Consider the following 19,436-nt stretch of genomic DNA (forward strand, 5'->3'; position numbering starts at 1 on the left):
CACGCGCGGAAGTGTGGCTGGCTTCGCTAGGATCAGCCATCCAGTAGCGCTGCCATCCGTTGTCGATCGACGATGCTGGGGTCTTGCGGCAATTGACAGCCGTCCAACTCGGCCAGTTTTGCGGCTACATGCGGTCTAGCGATGACGTCCTGAGGCAGCGCAAGGCACATTGCGATTTCGATCAGGCCACGGAGCACGTCTGCGTCTTGGGATGATGCCACCAGAAGCTTGGCCATGACTGGGTTGGGCGCGGGCATCGGCATGCCCTCTTCCAGAGCTGTCATTTCGGCGATCCGAACGCGGTCCGCGGCGATCTGATTTCGATAAAACGGACCGACTTGGCTTTCGGTGTCAGCGTCGTATTCCCGGGAGAAAGCTCCGGCATCGTCGATGTGTCGGCGGGCAACATTACGGAGCACCTGCGCGTGTAGGAGGCCGACGCTCAAGCCGCGTCCAGCGGACGGATTGGTGCACGCCCATGCATCACCTACAGCGGCGAATCCCGTGACGACCGGCCGACCATCGACGACAAACCGCCGGTATCGGTCGACAACTCCCGTCATCAGAAGGACGGGCGTTACTGGCTCGCCGTCGAGCCAATGGGCTTGCCGCGGACATGCGGAGACGACGCGATGGAATGTCGCCGTATCGCGCAAGGCTCGCATCGCCTTGTTCTTCGACGAGGTATACAAAGTGATCGACCAGGTGTCATTGTCCCCGTCCAGCGTAAGGATCGAAAACAAGCCCATCGGCGTGAGTGCACGTCCCGTCCTGCGAGGCCGCCGTTGCCCCGAGAAATACCGCGTAAAATAAGCGAAGTTGCTATCCTCGCATTCCTCGATCGGGCTACGGGCACCCGCGCTGACGATCCAATCGCAGGCCGCGCTTCGTCGTCCCATGGCGTCGATTACCAGATCAGCGCGAATCTCTTCGCCAGATGTCGTGCGTACCCCTGCAACGTGCGGCACACCTCGGATCGCCGAAGCGCCCGTGATCAGTTCGCGAACCTTGGTGCCCCGACGAATGGTCACGTTAGGTGCCACTTGCGCCATTGCAGCTACGGCGCATTCAATAATGGGCCTCCGACCGGTGACGAAGCGTATGGCCTCGTCGCCCGGACGCGGCGTCCGATCCGCTATGGTTGGGGGAAGAGATCGACTGTCCAGATAGTCCACCCAAACGCAACCGGCTCGAATCAGACCATCAGTCAACCCCGGCAATTCCTGATCGCTGATCATCCGAAATCGCGAACTGAGGTTATGAGGTTGCCTGAATTGGGCAACTCCCGGACGTTCCCACGAATTCCATCCCTCGGCGGGCGCCGCAGGTTGATCGGCCGGGTCAGCCTCTAGGACTGTGACTCGGTGGCCATCGCGACCAAGCATCATCGCTGTGCACAATCCAATCACGCCTCCGCCGCAAATTAGGATTTTGCTCATCCGTTCTCCCCCTAGAGTTCGGCCGACCGCGGAAGTCGCGCGGAATCGTCATCATCTCCTCCCGGCGAAACGACGACGATCCTCATGCGCGCATGGTTCTTCAAGATATAGGTCGACGTGGCGAACGGGAGGTTCAAAGCTCTCAGCCTGCCTTCGGAGCCGGATGTCACAGGTGAGCCCATTGATCGGTGATGTCAGCGTTAGCAAATCACGTCTGTTATGCCCCACCAAACGGACCTCAATGAGAACCGCCGCCACTTCGCTGATGGGTCAACAACAGACACGTACGCCGACTGGCCTACTTGCCCTCGTTCCATATGTCGGTGGCGAGCTTCCAGTCATTTCCGACCTTTTCCCAAACAACGACGTACTTCCCAGTCACTTCCTGCGGTGTCGGCCCTTTGGTCTTCAGAGCAAACGTGCCGATCTCGCGTGCCGCCAAAGGGCCGAGCGCCTTCACATCAACAGTCGTGAGCTTCGGGTCGCCGACTTGTTCCGCCATGCTTTTCCACATGACTTCGATGGCTGCTCGGCCCCGCGCCATCGAAGAACCGGGCGGCATGGCGATCGCATCAGCGCTATAGAGCGACGCAATGCCAGGGAAATCGCCTTTGTTGAAAAATTCGACAAATTTGTTGTTGATCGCTTCAATCTCGGGCTTCTGAGCCAAAGCCGGAGTCGACAGCGAGATCACGAATGCCATCACCAATACGATGTTGCGCATGATCGTCTCCAACTCAATGTACGATTCGAATGCAGCGCGGCTGTTGCTCCACAGAGCATGCAATGCCGCATCCCAGACCGTGTTTGACGAAACAGCAACTCCGGGGAATTACTGTAAGAAATATTGACGAACTAAGTGCACGACACGACGCGGACAGCGTCTTCGCATGGCTTCGGGGGCGAGCACACGCCAGCCCTCGAAGTCCCAGCGGAGACGTGCGCGGACGGAGAAGTCGTGTGGTCCTGACGCCCGGGGTCTGTGCGTCAAGTCCTGCGGTGATGCCTGCGACCCAACCGGGTCCGCACATCAGCCATCTGCAGGGCGACGGGGGCAATAGTGCATCGCTCCCCGGAGAGAGCACGAAGGACACCGTTAAAACCAAGGCCGGGCGACCGGCATCACCTGTGGTCCACCCGTGTGCATTTCTACAGCGCACGGACCTGCGGGTGCCAGTCGGCGCCCGGCCTTCCCTGCGCCCTTGTCTTTTTCGAGGGTGCACCTGGAGCAAAACTCGGGCGACATGCGCCGCGGGAATGCGAACGCTCGCGCGCTATTTGAAATGTGAATTGCAGAGCGATGGCCTCCCGGCTTGCTCCGTCATTGCGAGCGCAGCGAAGCAATCCAGAGTCTTTCCGCGGCGGGATTCTGGATTGCTTCGCTGCGCTCGCAATGACGGTGGAAAGACAGGTGCTCGCTTCACGCTCTCTCGTGCCCCGGACGCAGTGCAGCGCTACTTCAGCGGTGCGCTGCAGAGCCGGGGCCCATGTCTCCGAGCAATCCGTGCAGCGTGGGTCCCGGCTCTGCGCAGCAACGCGAAAAGCGTTGCAGCGCGTCCGGGACACGGGACCGCCCTACCCGATCACCCGGCCGAACTTATTCGACTTCGGAAAACCCTTCGGCGGCAGGCGGCCGGCATCGGCGCGGGTGCCTTGCCACTCGGCCAGCTCCTTCATGGTCGCCGAGAATTCCCGACCCGCGGAGTCCTTCCAGGTCAGGCCCGCCTTGGCGTCGAACACCGCAACGTCGGAGAGGCCGCCGTCCTTGTATTTCTGCAGGCGCACGCCGCGGCCGCGGGCCATCTCCGGGACCTGGTCGAGCGGGAAGATCAGCATCTTGCGGTTGTCGCCGATGACCGCGACGGTGTCGCCAAGCACCTCGGTGATCGCACGCGCCTCGTTCGGCATGTCGACGTTGAGGACCTGCTTGCCCTTCTTGGTGGTGCCGACGCAATCGTCCTCGTTGACGACAAAACCCTGGCCCTCGTGGCTCGCGACCAGGAATTTGCGTCCGCCCTTGTTCACGAACAGCGCAACGGGCGCCGCCTCCTGCTCGAGGTCGATGAACAGGCGGATCGGCTCGCCATGGCCGCGGCCGCCCGGAAGTTTGGCCACGTCGAGCGAGTAGAATTTTCCGTTGGTGGCGAACAGCAGCAGCTTCGACGTCGTCTCGGCGAAGAAGGCGAAGCCGAGCTTGTCGTCCTGCTTGAAGGCAAGGCCCGAGAGATCCTCGACATGCCCCTTCATGGTGCGGATCCAGCCCTTGTTGGAGACCACGACCGTCACCGGCTCGCGCTCGACGAAGGCTTCCTCGATCGCGGCGAGATCGTGCTCGGGTGCATCCGCAAAGGTGGTGCGGCGCTTGCCGAGCGGCGTCTTGGGTCCGAACATGTCGCGGACCTTGCCGACCTGCTCGCCGACCTTCTTCCACTGCTCGGCTTCGGAAGCGAGCACGCCTTCAATGCCCTTTAGCTCCTTGCGGAGATCCCTGTCCTCGTTGCGGATCTCCATTTCCTCGAGCCTGCGCAGATTGCGCAAACGCATATTGAGGATAGCCTCCGCCTGGATCTCGGTGAGATTGAACGCCTTGATCAGGGCCGGCTTCGGCTCGTCCTCGGTGCGGATGATCTTGATCACCTTGTCGAGGTTCAGATAGGCGACGAGATGACCGCCAAGCACTTCCAGGCGGTGCTCGATCTGCGCCTTGCGGTAGTTGCTGCGGCGGATCAGCACGTCGCGCAGATGATCGAGCCATTCGCGCAAGCACTCCGCGAGCCCCACGACCTTGGGAATGCGGCCCTTGATCAGCACGTTGAGGTTCAGCGGAATCTTGCTTTCGAGCTCGGTCAGCCGGAACAGCGATTCCATCATCAGGGCGGGATCGACGTTCTTCGACTTCGGCTCGATGACGAGGCGGACGTCTTCGGCCGACTCGTCCCTGATGTCGCCGACCAGCGGCAGCTTCTTCTGGTCGAGCAGCTCAGCGATCTTCTCGACCATCCGCGACTTCTGCACCAGATACGGAATCTCGGTGACGACAACCACCCAGGTGCCGCGCGCACCCTCCTCCTGCTGCCACTTGGCGCGGACGCGGAACGAGCCGCGGCCCGTGGTGTAAGCTTCCGCAATCGCCTGCTTGGAATCGACGCAGATGCCGCCAGTCGGGAAATCCGGGCCCTTGACCCATTTCAGCAGCGCCTTGGATTTCGCGTCGGGCTTCTCGATCAGATGCAGCGCGGCATCGCACAGCTCGGCGGCATTGTGCGGCGGGATCGAGGTCGCCATGCCGACCGCGATTCCTTGCGCGCCATTGGCGAGCAGATTCGGGAAGCCGCCCGGCAGCACGATCGGCTCTTTCGACTGGCCGTCGTAATTGGCGCGGAATTCGACGCCGTCCTCGTCGATGCCCTCGAGCAGAAGCCGCGCGACGTCGGTCATGCGCGCTTCGGTGTAGCGGTAGGCGGCGGGATTATCGCCGTCGATATTGCCAAAGTTGCCCTGGCCGTCGACCAGCGGGTAGCGCGAGGAGAAATCCTGCGCAAGGCGCACCATGGCGTCGTAGATCGCCTGGTCGCCATGCGGATGGAACGAGCCCATCACGTCGCCGACGATTTTTGCGGATTTCTTGAAGGCCGTGCCGGGGTCGAGGCGGAGCAGGCGCATGCCGTAGAGGATGCGCCGGTGCACCGGCTTCAGGCCGTCGCGTGCGTCCGGCAGCGCACGGTGCATGATGGTGGAGAGCGCATAGGCGAGATAGCGCTCTTCCAGCGCGTCACGCAGCGGCACCTCGTGAATTTCGGCCGGTTCTTCCGGCGGAACGATTCGTTTTCCCATGCCGCCCGGTTAAACCGTGGAAGCGAATCGGGCAAGGATCGATTGGTTCCCTGTGGGCGGCCTACTGGCCGGCCCAGCCGGCTGTCACAGGCTGGGTCTTGGATTGGCCAGGGGATTGAGCCGGCGGCGCATTGGTCACACAGCGGCGGGCGGCGTCGATTTCGGCCTCGGTCGCGCCGTGGGACCGCGCCCATGCCTCTGCGGCCGCAGCAGAATATTTGGCCACATAGTACCGGACGACCGTGCAGGACGCCCGGCGAAATACGCCAGGTTGCGGCTCGCCGGCCATTGCATCAGGCGCAAACGCGAGCAGCGCCGCGGATAAGGCGAATCCCCTGATCAACATTTAGGCTGTCCCCCATTGTGGAACCCGCGAGCCAATTCCGGCCGGCCTGATTTGGTTCCCGGAAAATCTATGCTGGCTGGCAAGGCAGAAACGCGATTTCATCATGGCGCCGGGATTGCCGCCCTCGCCTGCTGCCGCATCAAGGCGTTGATGAAGCCGGCGCGCGCGTCGGAATGGCCCTGACCGCGCGGCTCCAGCACGTGGCGCAGCAGGAACAGACCGGTGAGCCGAAAACCGTCCAGGAGATCCTGCTCGGTGAGATCGGTCTGCACCTCGCCCTGGCGCAGGAATGGCGGCAGGCGTAGCAACCGGTCGCGCCACGGCTCGCCCGCGCCGCGCGACACCGCGCCGCCGGATTTGGGCGAGACATAGATCAGGTCCGTGGTCTCCCCGGTCACCGCACAATTTTCCAGCGCGAGCCCAAAGCCGAGCTCGGCGAGCATCGCCAGCTCGAAATGAATGACGTGCACGGCGGCGCCGCCGATATCGTCGAAATCGTCGAGCGAATGTTCGAGCAGCGCAAAGATCGCCTCATGCGGATCGCGCTCGGGCAGCAGCCGCGCAATCGAGGCCAGATGGGTGACGCCGTAGACCCCGTGGGACGATGCCAGCAGCGTCGCTGCGCGCAGCTTCAATCCCTCGATCGCATAGGTGCCGAGATGCTCGTCGAGCCGCGCCCGCCACACCGCACTGACGCTGTTCCCCGGCTGCAAAAGCGGCCGCATCCGCGAGCCGGCGCCGCCGCGGACGAGACCGAGATGGCGGCCATGCGCGCGCGTCAGCAGCTCGACGATGGCGCTCGACTCGCCATGCCGCCGCACGCCCAGCACGATGCCTTCGTCGGTCCATTCCATGGGAGGAAGTGTAGCCCATTCGAGGGACCGTAGGGTGGGCAAAGCGAAGCGTGCCCACCGATTTTGATCCATGGCCAAACTTGGTGGGCACGGCGCGCAAGGGCGCGCCTTTGCCCACCCTTGTAATAGCGCAATCAGATATTGTCGGCGTGTTCCGTGAGGAATGGCCTGCCGCGGCTGCAACCCGCGGCAGGCCGCTGGCGATCGGATCGCGCCCACCCTGAGCAGTTTGTGGCTGCCCCGTAGCAGGATCGCGCCAGCACCTTCATCGGACCCGGATGGTTGCCGGAACAATCAGGTTCGCTTCACAAGGCAGGGTCGACGAAGATGGCACAGACTAGCACGACGACAGCGGGAATCGATACGTCCAAGGCGAAGCTCGACATTGTAGTTCATGGTCGAGACGAGGGTTGGGAGGTCGCCAACGACCTTCCCGGTTGGCGGAAGCTGGTGCAACTGCTGACCAAAGCTGGCGTCAAGCGAGTCGGGATCGAAGCGACCGGCGGTTACGAGCGTGGGGTAGTGGAGCATTTGCGTGCGGCCGGCGTCATCGTGCTGGTGCTGCAGCCGATCCAGGTCAAGGCGTTCGGCCGCTCCCGATTGCGTCGCGCCAAGAACGATACGCTGGATGCCGCGCTGATTGCTGCCTGCGCGGCATCGCTCGAAGAGGTGAGGAGTGCGCCGGATCCGCGCTTGGCGGAGCTCGCCGAGCAGCTCACCTTCCTCGAGCAGATCGAGGACGACATCAAGCGCTTCAAGACCCGGCTCGAGCATCTCGATAAGCCTGGGCTACGCCGCATCGTGCTGGATGACATTGCCCGGTTGAAGGCAAGGCGGCTCTCCCAAATCCGTCACATCGCCAAGCAACTACGCGCTCACCACGATCTCGCTGTCCGCCTTGACCTAGTGATGAGCATTCCCGGGATCGGTGAGCGCACGGCACTGGCCCTCCTGGTCCGCATGCCTGAACTCGGCCGTGTCAGCCGGGAGGAAGTCGCAGCCCTTGCCGGGCTGGCTCCCTTCGACAACGATAGCGGGCAGTACAAGGGCCAACGCCGTATCGCCGGCGGCCGCGCTCGCCTGCGTCGCTCTCTGTTTGCGGCAGCCCTGCCTGCGGCCTTCCGCTGGAATAAGGCCGTCATGGCCCTCTATGCCCGCCTGACTGCGGCCGGAAAGGCTCACAATGCCGCTCTCATCGCATGCGCGCGCAAGCTGCTCATCTATGCCAACACCGTCGTGCAACGCGGAACGCCGTGGACTGAAAAACTCCTCGGCGTTTAATGGTTGCTACGGCACCGCGTGAAACTTCACGCGTTGAACCAGCCCTGCGCATCCCCGGTGAAGGAGAAATACAGTCCCATCGTGGTCAGCGCGCAGGAGACGACCTCGATGGCGCTGTCGAGCTGCATGCCCTTCTCGCCGATGATCTGGCCGAGCGAGATCACTGACAGCACGAGGGCTGCCGCGAGCACCCAGCGCGGCCAGTTCTTACGCCAATGCGCAGCGAGCCAAACGAAATAGACCAGCAGCAAGATCATGCCGCCGGCGAGCAGCGTCGCCGTCATGATCATCTGCTCGGTCGTCTCGGCATTGGGCGTGCGGTCCTGCACCGCGACCGACAGGGCATCCAGCATCAACGATGCATAGAGCAGCGCTTCGAAGCGCCGGACGTTACTGGGCACGCTCATCGGATACCGATCTTTGCTTGGCTATTCCTTGGGGAAGTCCAGCCCCATCTCGCGATAGCGATCGGGATCGTCGCCCCAGTTCTCGCGCACCTTGACGAACAGGAACAGATGCACCGGCACGTCCAAGATCTGCATCAGCTCCTTGCGCGAGTCCGCGCCGATCGACTTGATGGTGGCGCCGCCCTTGCCGAGCACGATCTTGCGCTGGCTTTCGCGCTCGACGAAGATCGTCTGCTCGATGCGCACCGACTTGTCCTTGCGCTCCTCCCACTTGTCGGTCTCGACCGTGGACTGGTAGGGCAATTCCTGGTGCAGCTTCTGATAGATTTTCTCGCGCGTGATTTCGGCCGCCAGCTGCCGCATCGGCGCGTCCGACATCTGGTCCTCGGGATAGAGGAACGGGCCTGGCGGCACCATCTCGGCCAGCGTCGTGCGGATGTCGTCGACGCCGTCGCCTGAGATTGCCGCAATCATGAAGGTCTTCGCGAACTTCATGCGCTCGTTGGCGGCCTGCGCCAGCGCCAGTAGCTTCTCGCGCTGGACCAGATCGACCTTGTTGATCACCAAAATCTTCTCGTGGTTGACGCTGGCCGCCTTGGCGAGGATCGCCTCGGCCTCCTCGTCAATACCCGTCTTGGCATCGAGCAGCACGCAGACGAGATCGGCGTCGTGCGCCCCACTCCAGGCGGTCGAGACCATGGCGCGGTCGAGCCGGCGCTTGGGCAGGAAGATGCCGGGCGTGTCGACCAGGATGATTTGCGCGTTGTTCTCGATCACGATGCCGCGGATCAGCGCGCGCGTGGTCTGCACCTTGCGCGAGACGATCGTGACCTTGGCCCCGACCAGCGCGTTGACCAGGGTGGACTTGCCGACATTCGGCGCACCGATCAGCGCAACGAAGCCGCAGCGCGTCGCGGTGGGCGCCTCGCCGCTTGCTTCAGCCGTCATTGCCGCCGCCGACGCCTTCGCGTTCGATCATCACTGAAGCTGCCACCTTCTCTGCCGCGCGCTTGCTGCCGCCGATGCCTTCGGCCGGGGCCAATCCCGGCAGGTCCACCGCGACGCGGAACTGCGGATCGTGGTGCGGGCCGGTGCGCTCGACCTCGCGGTAGACCGGGGTCGGCAGCCCCTTCCCCTGCGCCCATTCCTGGAGCACGGTCTTGGGGTCGCGCAAGGGACGGCGCGGCTTGTGCATGCGCTCGGTCCAGTTGCGCCTGACGAACTCGGCTGCCGCCGCATGGCCGCCGTCGAGGAAGATCGCGCCGATCACGGCCTCGCAGATGTCCCCGAGCACGCTCTTGCGCAGACGGGCGTCGGCGCTGGGGCCGACCGAGCCGAGCTTGATGTCGTCGACGAGGCCGAGCGATTTTGCGACGTCGGCGCAGCTCTCCTTGCGCACGAGCTCGGCAAGCCGCTTCGACAGCTCGCCTTCGTCGGCGTTCGGGAAGGCGTGGTAGAGCATGTCGGAGACGACCAGCCCGAGCACGTGGTCGCCGAGGAATTCCAGTCGCTGATAGCTGTCGCCGCGCTTGCGCCCGGACTTCAGCGCCGAGACATGCGTGATCGCCTGCATCAGGAGGTTCGGATCAGTGAAGCTGTGGCCGATGCGCGCCTCGAGCGCCGCGTTCGCATCAGTGCCCTTGGCCTTGCTGCTTCGCGTCCGCTTCTTCTTCGCCGGCGTTTTGGTCGCAGCTTCGCCATCAGGGGCGCCTTGCGCCTCCGTCGGTGGGGTCGCGATGTCCTTGGCTTCGTCTTTCATCGAACGATTTTGAAGAAACGATTCCAGCGCACCGCCCACGGCCAGCGCCAGAACATCCAGGCATGCTCGCCTTCGGCGATGGAGAAGAAGATCATCTGGGCGCGGCCGATCAAATTCTCCTGCGGCACATAACCGACTTGGCCGAGGAAGCGGCTGTCGGTCGAGTTGTCGCGGTTGTCGCCCATCATGAAGAAGTGGCCCTGCGGCACCGTGTAGACGTTGGTGTTGTCCATGTAGCCGTTGTCGGCGCAGTCCAGCGTCTCGTAGGACACGCCGTTCGGCAGCGTCTCCTTCCAGCGCTTCACCCGGGAGATGCCGCCGCCTTCGGAGCCGCACGGATCCTCCCCAACAAACTCGCTCATGCGCTGCCGCTCGACCGGGGTGTCGTTGATGTAGAGCAGACCGTCCCGCATCTGGATGCGGTCGCCGGGAAGACCGATTACGCGCTTGATGTAGTCGGTGGAATCGTCCTTGGGCAGGCGAAACACGACGATGTCGCCGCGGTTCGGGTCCGAGCTCCAGATCCGCCCGGAGAACAGCGGCGGGGAGAACGGGATCGAATAGTGGCTATAGCCGTAGGAATATTTCGAGACGAACAGATAGTCGCCGACCAGCAGCGTCGCCTTCATCGAGCCAGACGGGATGTTGAACGGCTGGAACAGGAACGTGCGGATCACCAGCGCGATCAGCAGAGCGTGAATCACGACCCGGATCGTTTCGCCGACGCCGCTCTCAGTTTTCGTTCCCGAAGTCACGCTCATTGCTCTCTCAATTCCGGCCGGCGGTCACAGAGCGCCCTCCTCCCGCGAACAGCCCATCGGTTCGCGGCCCAAGGAGATTGTCCTGATTCTGATAGTGAGGGCCAATTCCGGCGTAAAGCCGAATTCACCCAGCCTGATTTGCGTCGGCGGACTTTTAGACCGTTGTCGAAGACCACGCAATCAAGGATCGCATCAAAACTGCATAAGACCTTGGTATTTCAAACGAATTATGAGATTTCCTGGATCCCTGTCAGGGCTTGGCCGGCGGAACGGCGGAAATGATGACGAAGGCCTGTGCGAGCGGCCAGTCGTCGGTGATCGACACATCGATCCGCGCCTCGAAGCCCTCCGGCGTCAGGGCCTGAAGCCGGGCCAAGGCGCCGCCGGTCAGTTGCATGGTCGGCCGTCCCCCCGGCAGGTTGACCACCCCCATGTCGCGCCACCAGACGCCGCGCCTGATGCCGGTGCCGAGCGCCTTGGAGCAGGCCTCCTTGGCGGCAAAGCGCTTGGCGTAGGTCGCCACCACCATCTTCTCGTTCTTGGCGCGCCGCTCCGCCTTGGCCCGCTCGGCCACGGTGAAGATGCGGTCGAGGAAGCGCTCGCCGTGGCGCTCGATCACCTTGGCGACGCGGGTGATGTCGATCAGGTCCGAACCGATGCCGATGATCATGCCCGGCTCCGGCCCCGGTCCATCGCTGCGCGCATGCTGCGCACGGTCTCGGCCAGACCCACGAACAGCGCCTCTCCGATCATGTAGTAGCCGATATTGAGCTCCATGACCTCCGGCAAGGCCGCGATCGTCTCCGCCGTCGCATAGTCGAGCCCGTGTCCGGCATGGACCTCCAGCCCGGCAGCCTTGGCCAGCTTCGCCCCCGCCACGATCCGCTGCCATTCGGCTTCGGCCTTGTCGGTGTGGCCATCGACGACGGCGTCGCACCAGGCGCCGGTGTGGATCTCGATGACAGGCGCGCGCAGCTGTGCCGCCATCTCGATCTGCGCGGGGTCGGCGGCGATGAACAGCGACACCCGGATGCCGGCATCGTTGAGCCGCGCGATATAGGGCGCGAGCGCATTGTGCTGGCCGACGACATCTAATCCGCCCTCGGTCGTCACCTCCTGCCGCCGCTCCGGCACGAGGCACACCGCATGCGGCTTGGTGGCGAGCGAGATGCGCATCATGTCGTCGGTCGCCGCCATCTCGAAATTGAGCGGCTTGGAGATCTCGGCCTTCAGCCGCGCCATGTCCTCGTCGCGGATGTGCCGGCGATCCTCGCGCAAATGCGCCGTGATGCCATCGGCGCCGGCCTCGATCGCGAGCAGCGCGGCGCGCACCGGATCGGGATTACGCCCGCCGCGCGCGTTGCGCAGGGTTGCGACATGGTCAACATTGACGCCGAGGCGGAGCGGAAGTGCGGGCATTTGCAGGACTCACGAAATCAGGGCGATAGAGCAGACGCTAAGCGTCTATCCATTAACACGTTCGACGCGGGCGACGACCGCCTTCGCGCGCAACTGGGCGAGGATCGCGCTCAAATGCTTCAGATCGTAGACTTCGAGGTCGATCGTCGTCTCCGTGAAATCAGGTGAGCGGCGCTGCATGCTGATGTTGTCGATATTGCCGTCGTGCTCGGCGATCACCGTCGCGATCTGTGCCAGCGCGCCGGGCTCATTGACGTTCTCGACCTTGATGCGGGCCGGGAAGCGCTGCGGCGCGGAATCCTCGATGTCCCAGCGCACGTCGAGCCAGCGCTCCGGCTCCTCCTCGAAATCCTTCAGGGCCGGCGCCTGGATCGGGTAGATCGTGATGCCCTCGCCCGGCGTGACGATACCGACGATGCGGTCGCCGGGCACGGCGCCGCCATTCGGCGCGAACTTCACCGGCAGGTCGGAATTGATGCCGCGGATCGGGATCGCGACCGGGCTGCGCGGCGACTCCGACGACTTCTCCTTGAGCTTGGCAGCGAGCCCCTTCTTGGCGCCATAGCGCGCGATGCGCTCCTCCTTGTAGTCGGGATACATCGCGCGCGCGACGTGGGAGGCCTTGATCTCGCCGCGGCCGACCGCCGCCATGACGTCCTCGATCGAGGTCCGCGCCAGCCGCGGCAGCGCGCCCTTGAGCTTGTCGTCGGCGTATTCGATCTTGGCCCGCTCGAACAGGCGCTCGACGATGCGCCGGCCGAGGCCGACATATTGATCACGCACGGCGGTGCGCGTAGCGCGGCGGATCGCGGCGCGCGCCTTGCCGGTGACCGCGAGCGTCTCCCAGGCCGATGGCGGCGCCGACTGCGCCTCCGAGGTCAGCACCTCGACCTCGTCGCCGTTCTGGAGCTCCGAAGACAGCGGCGCAAACTTGCCGTTGATCTTGCAGCCGACCGCGCTGTTGCCGACGTCGGTATGCACCGCATAGGCGAAGTCGATCACGTTGGCATGGCGCGGCAGCGCGATCAGCTTGCCCTTCGGGGTGAAGCAGAACACCTGGTCGTGGAACAGCTCGAGCTTGGTGTGCTCGAGGAATTCCTCGGGATTGGCACTCTCCGAGAGGATGCCGATGGTGTGGCGCAGCCAGGCGAACGCGTTGGACTCGCGCTTGAGGAACTCGGTCGGCGAGCCGACGCCTTCCTTGTAGAAGACGTGCGCGGCGATGCCGCGCTCGGCGATCTGGTCCATGGCCTCGGTACGGATCTGGAGCTCGACGCGCTGGTTCCCGGGGCCGATCACGGTGGTATGGATCGAGCGGTAGTCGTTCTGCTTCGGCGTCGAGATGTAGTCCTTGAAACGCCCCGGCACGACCGGCCAGGTGGTATGGACGATGCCGAGCGCGCGATAGCAGGCTTCGATGTCACTCACGACGAGGCGAAAGCCGAAGATGTCGGACAATTGCTCGAAGCCGACCGACTTGCGCTCCATCTTGGTCCAGATCGAGAACGGTTTCTTGCGGCGGCCATAGACCCGCGCGCCCAGCCCGCGGTGGCGCAGATTGTTGGAGAGCTGGTCCTCGATCTCGCCGATCAGATTGCGGTTGCGCTCGGCGAGCGCGTCGAGCCGCTGCATCACCACCGAATGGGCCTCAGGATCGAGGGTGCGGAAGGACAAATCCTCCAGTTCTTCGCGCATTTCCTGCATGCCCATGCGGCCGGCCAGCGGCGCATAGATGTCGAGCGTCTCCTCGGCAATGCGCCTGCGCGATTCCGTCGGCACGAAGTCCAGCGTGCGCATGTTGTGCAGGCGGTCGGCGAGCTTGACCAGAAGCACACGGACATCGTCGGCAATGGCCAGCAACAATTTGCGCAGGTTCTCGGCCTGCTTGGCCTCCCGCGACACCAGCTCCAGCCGCTTCAGCTTGGTCAGGCCCTCGACCAGCGCGCCGATCTCGGGCCCGAAGATCTGGTCGATCTCGGCCCGCGTCGCTTCGGTGTCCTCTATCGTGTCGTGCAGCAGCGCAGCCACGATGGTGGCGTCGTCGAGCTTGAGATCGGTGAGAATCGCTGCCACTTCGAGCGGGTGCGAGAAATAGGGGTCGCCCGACGCGCGGGTCTGCGAGCCGTGCGCCTTCATCGCATAGACATAGGCGCGGTTGAGCAGGTCTTCGTTGGTGTTGGGGTTGTAGGACCTGACGCGCTCGACGAGGTCATATTGACGCATCATGCGTGCGCGTGGCTTCGCCGGGCGCGGCACCGGCGCAGTCGGGGCCACGGCAACCGATTCGGTTGCGGCCTGCATCTGCATTGGTTTCCAGCGCCGATACACCATGCCGTCCTGCCTTCAAACGGACCCGGAGGCGGCCCGTTGTATACATCTTAACGCTGATCCCGGGCGCGTCCGATCAATTCGGTGACAGGGCGCGGCGCGGACCGACAACGCTATGGTAACCACGAAAACACCAACAAAAGCAAAGGCCCGAACAACGGTTCGGGCCTTGATAAGATCACAAGAGGTCGATGATTGCGACGGGACGATCTACTCGTCCTCCTCCGGCTGCTCCTCGGGCGGCGCGAGGCCTTCGAGGCCCTTCAGGAGCTCCTCTTCGGTCATGCGTTCGACGGCGACCTCAGTATCATCCGCATCGACGCTCGCACCCGCGGAACCGATCAGCGGCACCGTATCGGGCTCGGGCTCGTCGACCTCGACGAACTTCTGGAGCGAGTGCACCAGCTCCTCGCGGAGGTCCTCCGGCGAAATGGTCGTCTCGGCAATTTCGCGCAAAGACACAACGGGGTTCTTGTCGTTATCGCGGTCAACCGTTAGTTGTGAACCGGACGAAATCATGCGGGCACGGTGGGCGGCCAGCAGGACCAGGTCAAAGCGGTTGTCGACCTTGTCGATACAATCTTCTACGGTGACGCGAGCCATGGCCTGTCGCTCCGTTGTGGGTGGGACGAAATATGTGGATGATTGGGGCTAGTTATAGGGAGCGGGCCGATTTCGCAAGGCCAATTTGTGATTTGGCCTCGCCAAACGGCTCTGGTACCCCCACATTGGGGTCGGAATGGGTGATTTGCCGGGCTGCCATCGAAGTTAGCGCCGGGCGTGTGGACCGCCATAACTATACCTTGATTGCCCCGACTTCTCCGGATTTGCGGTTTCGACGGGTTTCGACGGCGCCTTAAGACCTGCGCGGCTCGCTGCCGCCGCGCCAACAATAAACGATCAATCACGAGCACTACGCGAGCAAACTGAATGTCACTTTCTCCTACCAACAAGATCGCGCTCTTCATCGACGGGGCCAATCTCTACGCGACGGCGAAAACTCTGGGCTTCGACATCGATTACAAGCGCCTGCTGAAGGAGTTTCAGAGCCGCGGGACGCTGCTTCGGGCGTTCTACTACACCGCCATCATCGAGGATCAGGAATACTCCTCGATTCGCCCGCTGATCGACTGGCTGGACTACAACGGCTACACCGTCGTCACCAAGGCGACCAAGGAATTCATCGACGCCTCCGGCCGCCGCAAGGTCAAGGGCAACATGGACATCGAGCTTGCCGTCGACGCCATGGAGCTCGCCGAGCATATCGACCAGATGGTGCTGTTCTCGGGTGACGGCGACTTCCGCTCCCTGGTCGAGGCCGTCCAGCGCCGCGGCGTGCGGGTCACCGTGGTCTCCACCATCGCCAGCCAGCCGCCGATGATCGCCGACGAGCTGCGCCGCCAGGCCGACGTCTTCACTGACCTCGTCGAGCTGCAATCCAAACTCGGCCGCGACCCGTCCGAACGCCCCGCCCCGCGCGACCGCGGCGAGCGCGAGGGACGCCACCACGCTCCGCAATTCCTCCAGCGCGCAACCACGATGGCGCCGAGGGGCGATGACGACTTCGAGGAGTGAGGCGGCCCGGTCAAGCCGCCAGCCTTCCACCGTCGTTCCCGACCGTGACTGCCCGCTCTGTCCGCGCCTGGTCGCCTTTCGCGAGGCCAACCGCGCGCGCGAGCCATCGTGGCACAATGCGCCGGTTGCGCCCTTCGGTGACATCAAGGCGCGCCTCTTGATCGTCGGCCTTGCGCCGGGGATGCAGGGAGCCAACCGCACCGGCCGTCCCTTTACCGGCGACTATGCCGGTGATCTCCTCTACGCGACGCTGGTCGAATATGGATTTGCCAAGGGCGCCTATCAAGCGCGCCCCGATGACGGCCTGAAGCTGATCGATTGCCGGATCGCCAACGCAGTGCATTGCCTGCCGCCGCAGAACAAGCCGCTCCCGATCGAGATCACCACCTGCCGCCAGTTCCTTGCGGCGAATCTCGCGACCATGCCGAACCTGCGCGCGATCGTCGCGCTCGGGCGGATTGCGCACGACAGCGTGCTCAAGCCGCTGAATCTGAAGAGCTCGCAAGCCCCCTTCGGCCATGGCGCCGTGCACCAGGCCGGCGCGTTCAAGCTTTACGACAGCTATCACTGCTCCCGCTACAACACGAACACCGGCGTGCTGACGCCCGATATGTTCCGGTCCGTGTTCGCGAAGGTGAAGGCCGATCTCGACTAGAGCCTTATGCAGTTGGGCCGGTCGGTTGTCCGGGGTTCACCTCTACGCGACGGGGAGAAGTGAATCCTCGGTTCGCACCGATTCAACCGACCAAAGCTCATCCCACCTTAGCTAGCGATCTAGCCCTTGGCGGGATTGGCCTTCAGCCAGTCCAGCACATCGCTGGCATTCCGGTCTGGCGGAAACACCGGATAGAACACATGCGTGATCCTGGCGTCGTCGATGATCAGCGCGAGCCGCTTGATCAGCGTCAGGCCAGCGACCTCCATCGTCGGCAAATTCAGGGCGCGCGTCAGCGCCAGCTTCTCGTCCGAGAGCACCGGGAACGGCAGATGCAGCCGCGAGGCCATCTCGATCTGGTAGTCGTTGCTCTGGGTCGAGAGACCGAACACGTGCGAGGCGCCAGCCGCCTTCAAATCGGCAAACAGATCGCGGAACGCGCAAGTCTGCGGGGTGCAGCCGCGCGCGCCCGGGATCATGTCCCAATCGTCGACCAGCGCAATCTTGCCGGGTTCGCCGGTGCGGGGATAGGCAAACACGACGGTACGGCCGCGCAGCGCCGACAGCGTGACTGACCTATCGTCCGTCGCGAGCAGGCCGATCGGCGGCAACGTCATGCCCCTCAGATGGGCGGCGCCACCGTCGTCGGCAGGCGCGGGAATCCGGCTCCAATCGACCTCGAGCAGGTTCCTCTGGATCATCCTGCTATCATCCCCTCGCCCGCATCAGGCGGCCCTTCTCGCGGCTCCAGTCGCGTTTCTTCTCGGATTCGCGCTTATCGTGCAGCTTCTTGCCTTTGGCAACCGCCAGCTGCAATTTGGCGCGACCGCGTTCGTTGAAGTAGAGCTTGAGCGGGATCAGCGTCATGCCCTCGCGGTCGACCGCGCCCATCAGCTTGTTGATCTGCCGGCGGTGAAGCAGCAGTTTTCGCGGCCGTTTGGGCTCGTGATTGAAGCGATTGCCCTGGAGATATTCAGGAATGGTGGCGTTGATCAGCCAGATCTCACCGTTCTTCGAGTCGGCGTAGGATTCCGCGATCGTGCTCTTGCCGTTGCGGATCGACTTTACCTCGGTGCCGGTCAGCGCAATGCCCGCCTCGATCGTATCCTCGATGGCGTAGTTGAAGCGGGCCTTGCGATTCTCCGCCATCACCTTGATCGGACGTTCGTTCTTATCGGCCATCGCAGACAAACCTGATCAAGATGCGCACGGATTCTAACAGTTCGGATGAAGCGCGCGCGTCAAGACTTCTTGAGGAGATCACGGATCTCGGTCAGCAGCTCGACCTCGGCCGACGGCTTAGGCGGCGCCGCAGGCGCGGCCTGCTCCTTCTTGAGCCGGCTCATCACCCGGATCGCCAGGAACAGCACGAAGGCGATGATGATGAAGTTGATCGTCAGCGTGAGGAAGTTGCCCCAAGCAAGTACGGCGCCTTGCTTTTTCGCTTCAACCAAATTGGTGGCGGTGACCGCCTTCGACAAGGGGGTGAAGTAGTTTGAGAAGTCGAGCCCGCCGGTAGCGGCGCCGATGATCGGCATGATCACGTCGCCGACCAGCGAATTGACGATGGCGCCGAAGGCCGCACCGATGATGACGGCGACCGCGAGGTCGACGACGTTGCCCTTCATGGCGAATTCGCGGAACTCCTTGAGCATCTGCATGCCCTTCTCCTCGACGCTCATGAAATGCTCCCCAAACGCCGATGCGTCAGTTGATGAGGCCGGCGTGCACCATTGCGCTGCGCACGGCCACGCGGGTCGGCTCGGAGACCGGCACCATCGGCAGCCGCAGCGTCTCGTCCAGCTTGCCGAGCAGCGACATCGCGTACTTGATCGGCGCCGGATTGCTCTCGATGAAGAGGTTGTTGTGCAGCGGCATCAGCTTGTCGTGCAGCTTCAGGGCGGTGGCGTGGTCGCCCTTCTGCCAGGCCACGTGGAACTCCGCGCACAGGCGCGGCGCGACGTTCGAGGTCACCGAGATGCAGCCATGGCCGCCATGGGCCATGTAGCCGAGGATGGTCGCGTCCTCGCCGGAGAGCTGGTTGAAGTCCTCACCCATCGCCGCGCGCTGTTGCGACACGCGGACCATGCTGGCGGTGGCGTCCTTGACGCCGGCGATGTTCTTCAGCTCCCACAGCCGCTTCATGGTGTCGACCGACATGTCGATCACCGAGCGCGGCGGGATGTTGTAGATGATGATCGGGATGCCGATCGCATCGTTGATCGCCTTGAAGTGCTGATACATGCCTTCCTGGGTCGGCTTGTTGTAGTAAGGCGTCACGATCAGCACGGCGTCCGCGCCCGCCTTCTCGGCGTGCTGAGAGAGTTCGATCGCCTCCTTGGTCGAGTTGGAGCCGGCACCCGCGATGACAGGCACGCGGCCCTTGGCTTCAGCGATGCACCATTCGACGACCTTCTTGTGTTCGTCATGGCTCAGCGTCGGGCTCTCGCCGGTGGTGCCGACCGGCACCAGGCCGTTGGTGCCTTCTGAGATCTGCCAATTGACCAGCGAGCGGAACGCTGCCTCGTCCAGCGAGCCGTTCTTGAACGGCGTGACCAAGGCGGTGAACGACCCCCGGAATTTCGTCTTGGCTGCCATGGACTTCCTCCGTACGCGGCGATCTCTTGAGCAAGCCCCATACATATCGGGTCTATCCCGCCGGTAAAAGGCCCGCCGCCGTGTGACGCACCGTTTAGGCCGCGATTTTGCCGCGGTGATGGTGCAAATTGGCCCGAGGTAAGCGGCTGTTGGTATTTTGTCCGCATATTCAATCAATAC

At 63.4% G+C, this 19,436-nt stretch carries 20 protein-coding genes; 3 read left to right on the forward strand and 17 right to left on the reverse strand.

All coding sequences use genetic code 11. The annotated features are described in order from the left end of the window. Positions 1–32: 32 nt before the first annotated feature. From LRP30_RS22830 to recO, 5 genes are all read right to left on the reverse strand, one after another. Positions 33–1,439 carry an FAD-dependent oxidoreductase gene (locus tag LRP30_RS22830; protein ID WP_346016175.1) on the reverse strand — a complete coding sequence of 469 codons (1,407 nt, stop codon included), beginning with the start codon at positions 1,437–1,439 and terminating at the stop codon, positions 33–35. Positions 1,440–1,737: 298 nt separating this feature from the next. Continuing rightward, positions 1,738–2,163: a DUF4440 domain-containing protein gene (locus LRP30_RS22835; RefSeq protein WP_128941354.1), complete on the reverse strand. Its 426-nt coding sequence runs from the start codon at positions 2,161–2,163 to the stop codon at positions 1,738–1,740. Positions 2,164–3,014: 851 nt separating this feature from the next. After that, positions 3,015–5,273 (reverse strand): DNA topoisomerase IV subunit A, encoded by a 2,259-nt coding sequence (parC, locus tag LRP30_RS22840; RefSeq protein WP_249756391.1) that lies wholly within the window; start codon positions 5,271–5,273, stop codon positions 3,015–3,017. A gap of 61 nt (positions 5,274–5,334) precedes the next feature. Further along, positions 5,335–5,619: a hypothetical protein gene (locus tag LRP30_RS22845; protein ID WP_128933346.1), complete on the reverse strand. Its 285-nt coding sequence runs from the start codon at positions 5,617–5,619 to the stop codon at positions 5,335–5,337. A 101-nt stretch (positions 5,620–5,720) separates the two neighbouring features. After that, positions 5,721–6,473 (reverse strand): DNA repair protein RecO, encoded by a 753-nt coding sequence (gene recO / locus LRP30_RS22850; RefSeq protein WP_249756392.1) that lies wholly within the window; start codon positions 6,471–6,473, stop codon positions 5,721–5,723. A gap of 327 nt (positions 6,474–6,800) precedes the next feature. Between recO and LRP30_RS22855 the strand changes: the two genes are divergently transcribed. Then, positions 6,801–7,754: an IS110 family transposase gene (locus tag LRP30_RS22855; RefSeq protein ID WP_128930866.1), complete on the forward strand. Its 954-nt coding sequence runs from the start codon at positions 6,801–6,803 to the stop codon at positions 7,752–7,754. Positions 7,755–7,780: 26 nt separating this feature from the next. On the opposite strand, the gene LRP30_RS22860 is transcribed toward LRP30_RS22855, so the two are convergent. The 8 genes from LRP30_RS22860 to rpoZ all read right to left on the reverse strand — a co-directional run bounded on the left by LRP30_RS22860 (position 7,781) and on the right by rpoZ (position 15,031). Then, complete coding sequence (locus tag LRP30_RS22860; RefSeq protein ID WP_128941352.1) at positions 7,781–8,161, reverse strand: hypothetical protein; 381 nt, start codon at positions 8,159–8,161, stop codon at positions 7,781–7,783. Between the two features lie 21 nt (positions 8,162–8,182). Further along, positions 8,183–9,109 (reverse strand): GTPase Era, encoded by a 927-nt coding sequence (gene era, locus LRP30_RS22865; RefSeq protein ID WP_128933343.1) that lies wholly within the window; start codon positions 9,107–9,109, stop codon positions 8,183–8,185. Continuing rightward, the gene (gene rnc / locus LRP30_RS22870) at positions 9,099–9,920 is read right to left on the reverse strand and encodes a ribonuclease III (RefSeq protein WP_128941351.1); all 822 of its coding nucleotides are present in this window, start codon (positions 9,918–9,920) and stop codon (positions 9,099–9,101) included. The genes era and rnc overlap by 11 nt, the downstream gene beginning before the upstream one ends. Next, positions 9,917–10,681: a signal peptidase I gene (gene lepB, locus LRP30_RS22875; RefSeq protein ID WP_091893218.1), complete on the reverse strand. Its 765-nt coding sequence runs from the start codon at positions 10,679–10,681 to the stop codon at positions 9,917–9,919. Before lepB ends, rnc begins: the two co-directional genes overlap by 4 nt. A gap of 250 nt (positions 10,682–10,931) precedes the next feature. Then, a complete protein-coding gene (gene acpS / locus LRP30_RS22880) occupies positions 10,932–11,351 on the reverse strand; it encodes a holo-ACP synthase (RefSeq protein WP_128933341.1) in 420 nt (139 codons plus the stop codon). Further along, positions 11,348–12,100 (reverse strand): pyridoxine 5'-phosphate synthase, encoded by a 753-nt coding sequence (locus LRP30_RS22885; protein ID WP_128941350.1) that lies wholly within the window; start codon positions 12,098–12,100, stop codon positions 11,348–11,350. The genes acpS and LRP30_RS22885 overlap by 4 nt, the downstream gene beginning before the upstream one ends. A 45-nt stretch (positions 12,101–12,145) precedes the next feature. Beyond that, positions 12,146–14,431, reverse strand: a complete 2,286-nt coding sequence (locus LRP30_RS22890) for a bifunctional (p)ppGpp synthetase/guanosine-3',5'-bis(diphosphate) 3'-pyrophosphohydrolase (protein ID WP_128933339.1) — start codon at positions 14,429–14,431, stop codon at positions 12,146–12,148. A 207-nt stretch (positions 14,432–14,638) separates the two neighbouring features. Next, the gene (gene rpoZ / locus LRP30_RS22895; RefSeq protein ID WP_007603391.1) at positions 14,639–15,031 is read right to left on the reverse strand and encodes a DNA-directed RNA polymerase subunit omega; all 393 of its coding nucleotides are present in this window, start codon (positions 15,029–15,031) and stop codon (positions 14,639–14,641) included. A 327-nt stretch (positions 15,032–15,358) separates the two neighbouring features. Here rpoZ and LRP30_RS22900 point away from each other — a divergent pair, with 327 nt between their 5' ends. Together LRP30_RS22900 and LRP30_RS22905 are read left to right on the forward strand one after the other, a co-directional pair. After that, complete coding sequence (locus LRP30_RS22900; protein WP_128933338.1) at positions 15,359–16,003, forward strand: NYN domain-containing protein; 645 nt, start codon at positions 15,359–15,361, stop codon at positions 16,001–16,003. Next, a complete protein-coding gene (locus LRP30_RS22905) occupies positions 15,984–16,658 on the forward strand; it encodes a uracil-DNA glycosylase (protein WP_128955708.1) in 675 nt (224 codons plus the stop codon). The genes LRP30_RS22900 and LRP30_RS22905 overlap by 20 nt, the downstream gene beginning before the upstream one ends. A gap of 119 nt (positions 16,659–16,777) precedes the next feature. On the opposite strand, the gene LRP30_RS22910 is transcribed toward LRP30_RS22905, so the two are convergent. From LRP30_RS22910 to dapA, 4 genes are read right to left on the reverse strand one after another with little or no spacing between them, the layout of a single operon-like run. Next, the gene (locus LRP30_RS22910; RefSeq protein WP_128941348.1) at positions 16,778–17,359 is read right to left on the reverse strand and encodes a peroxiredoxin; all 582 of its coding nucleotides are present in this window, start codon (positions 17,357–17,359) and stop codon (positions 16,778–16,780) included. Positions 17,360–17,366: 7 nt separating this feature from the next. After that, on the reverse strand, positions 17,367–17,840 hold the full coding sequence (gene smpB / locus LRP30_RS22915) for an SsrA-binding protein SmpB (RefSeq protein WP_024341117.1): 474 nt from the start codon (positions 17,838–17,840) through the stop codon (positions 17,367–17,369). Between the two features lie 59 nt (positions 17,841–17,899). After that, a complete protein-coding gene (mscL, locus tag LRP30_RS22920) occupies positions 17,900–18,340 on the reverse strand; it encodes a large conductance mechanosensitive channel protein MscL (RefSeq protein WP_249756393.1) in 441 nt (146 codons plus the stop codon). A gap of 25 nt (positions 18,341–18,365) precedes the next feature. After that, entirely contained in the window at positions 18,366–19,256 is an 891-nt protein-coding gene (dapA, locus tag LRP30_RS22925) for a 4-hydroxy-tetrahydrodipicolinate synthase (RefSeq protein WP_128933335.1), read from the reverse strand. Between the last annotated feature and the right edge of the window lie 180 nt (positions 19,257–19,436).

The organism is Bradyrhizobium sp. C-145 (assembly GCF_023375135.1).
Lineage (GTDB): Bacteria > Pseudomonadota > Alphaproteobacteria > Rhizobiales > Xanthobacteraceae > Bradyrhizobium > Bradyrhizobium zhanjiangense.

Bases quoted from the DNA above. Each gene is read 5' to 3' on its own strand.
- LRP30_RS22900 (WP_128933338.1), top strand. From the start codon at position 15,359: ATGTCACTTTCTCCTACCAACAAGATCGCGCTCTTCATCGACGGGGCC.
- recO (WP_249756392.1), bottom strand. From the start codon at position 6,473: ATGGAATGGACCGACGAAGGCATCGTGCTGGGCGTGCGGCGGCATGGC.
- LRP30_RS22835 (WP_128941354.1), bottom strand. From the start codon at position 2,163: ATGCGCAACATCGTATTGGTGATGGCATTCGTGATCTCGCTGTCGACT.
- mscL (WP_249756393.1), bottom strand. From the start codon at position 18,340: ATGAGCGTCGAGGAGAAGGGCATGCAGATGCTCAAGGAGTTCCGCGAA.
- LRP30_RS22830 (WP_346016175.1), bottom strand. From the start codon at position 1,439: ATGAGCAAAATCCTAATTTGCGGCGGAGGCGTGATTGGATTGTGCACA.
- LRP30_RS22890 (WP_128933339.1), bottom strand. From the start codon at position 14,431: ATGGTGTATCGGCGCTGGAAACCAATGCAGATGCAGGCCGCAACCGAA.
- LRP30_RS22910 (WP_128941348.1), bottom strand. From the start codon at position 17,359: ATGATCCAGAGGAACCTGCTCGAGGTCGATTGGAGCCGGATTCCCGCG.
- lepB (WP_091893218.1), bottom strand. From the start codon at position 10,681: ATGAGCGTGACTTCGGGAACGAAAACTGAGAGCGGCGTCGGCGAAACG.
- dapA (WP_128933335.1), bottom strand. From the start codon at position 19,256: ATGGCAGCCAAGACGAAATTCCGGGGGTCGTTCACCGCCTTGGTCACG.
- parC (WP_249756391.1), bottom strand. From the start codon at position 5,273: ATGGGAAAACGAATCGTTCCGCCGGAAGAACCGGCCGAAATTCACGAG.
- LRP30_RS22845 (WP_128933346.1), bottom strand. From the start codon at position 5,619: ATGTTGATCAGGGGATTCGCCTTATCCGCGGCGCTGCTCGCGTTTGCG.
- LRP30_RS22855 (WP_128930866.1), top strand. From the start codon at position 6,801: ATGGCACAGACTAGCACGACGACAGCGGGAATCGATACGTCCAAGGCG.
- rnc (WP_128941351.1), bottom strand. From the start codon at position 9,920: ATGAAAGACGAAGCCAAGGACATCGCGACCCCACCGACGGAGGCGCAA.
- smpB (WP_024341117.1), bottom strand. From the start codon at position 17,840: ATGGCCGATAAGAACGAACGTCCGATCAAGGTGATGGCGGAGAATCGC.
- LRP30_RS22905 (WP_128955708.1), top strand. From the start codon at position 15,984: ATGACGACTTCGAGGAGTGAGGCGGCCCGGTCAAGCCGCCAGCCTTCC.
- rpoZ (WP_007603391.1), bottom strand. From the start codon at position 15,031: ATGGCTCGCGTCACCGTAGAAGATTGTATCGACAAGGTCGACAACCGC.
- era (WP_128933343.1), bottom strand. From the start codon at position 9,109: ATGACGGCTGAAGCAAGCGGCGAGGCGCCCACCGCGACGCGCTGCGGC.
- acpS (WP_128933341.1), bottom strand. From the start codon at position 11,351: ATGATCATCGGCATCGGTTCGGACCTGATCGACATCACCCGCGTCGCC.
- LRP30_RS22860 (WP_128941352.1), bottom strand. From the start codon at position 8,161: ATGAGCGTGCCCAGTAACGTCCGGCGCTTCGAAGCGCTGCTCTATGCA.
- LRP30_RS22885 (WP_128941350.1), bottom strand. From the start codon at position 12,100: ATGCCCGCACTTCCGCTCCGCCTCGGCGTCAATGTTGACCATGTCGCA.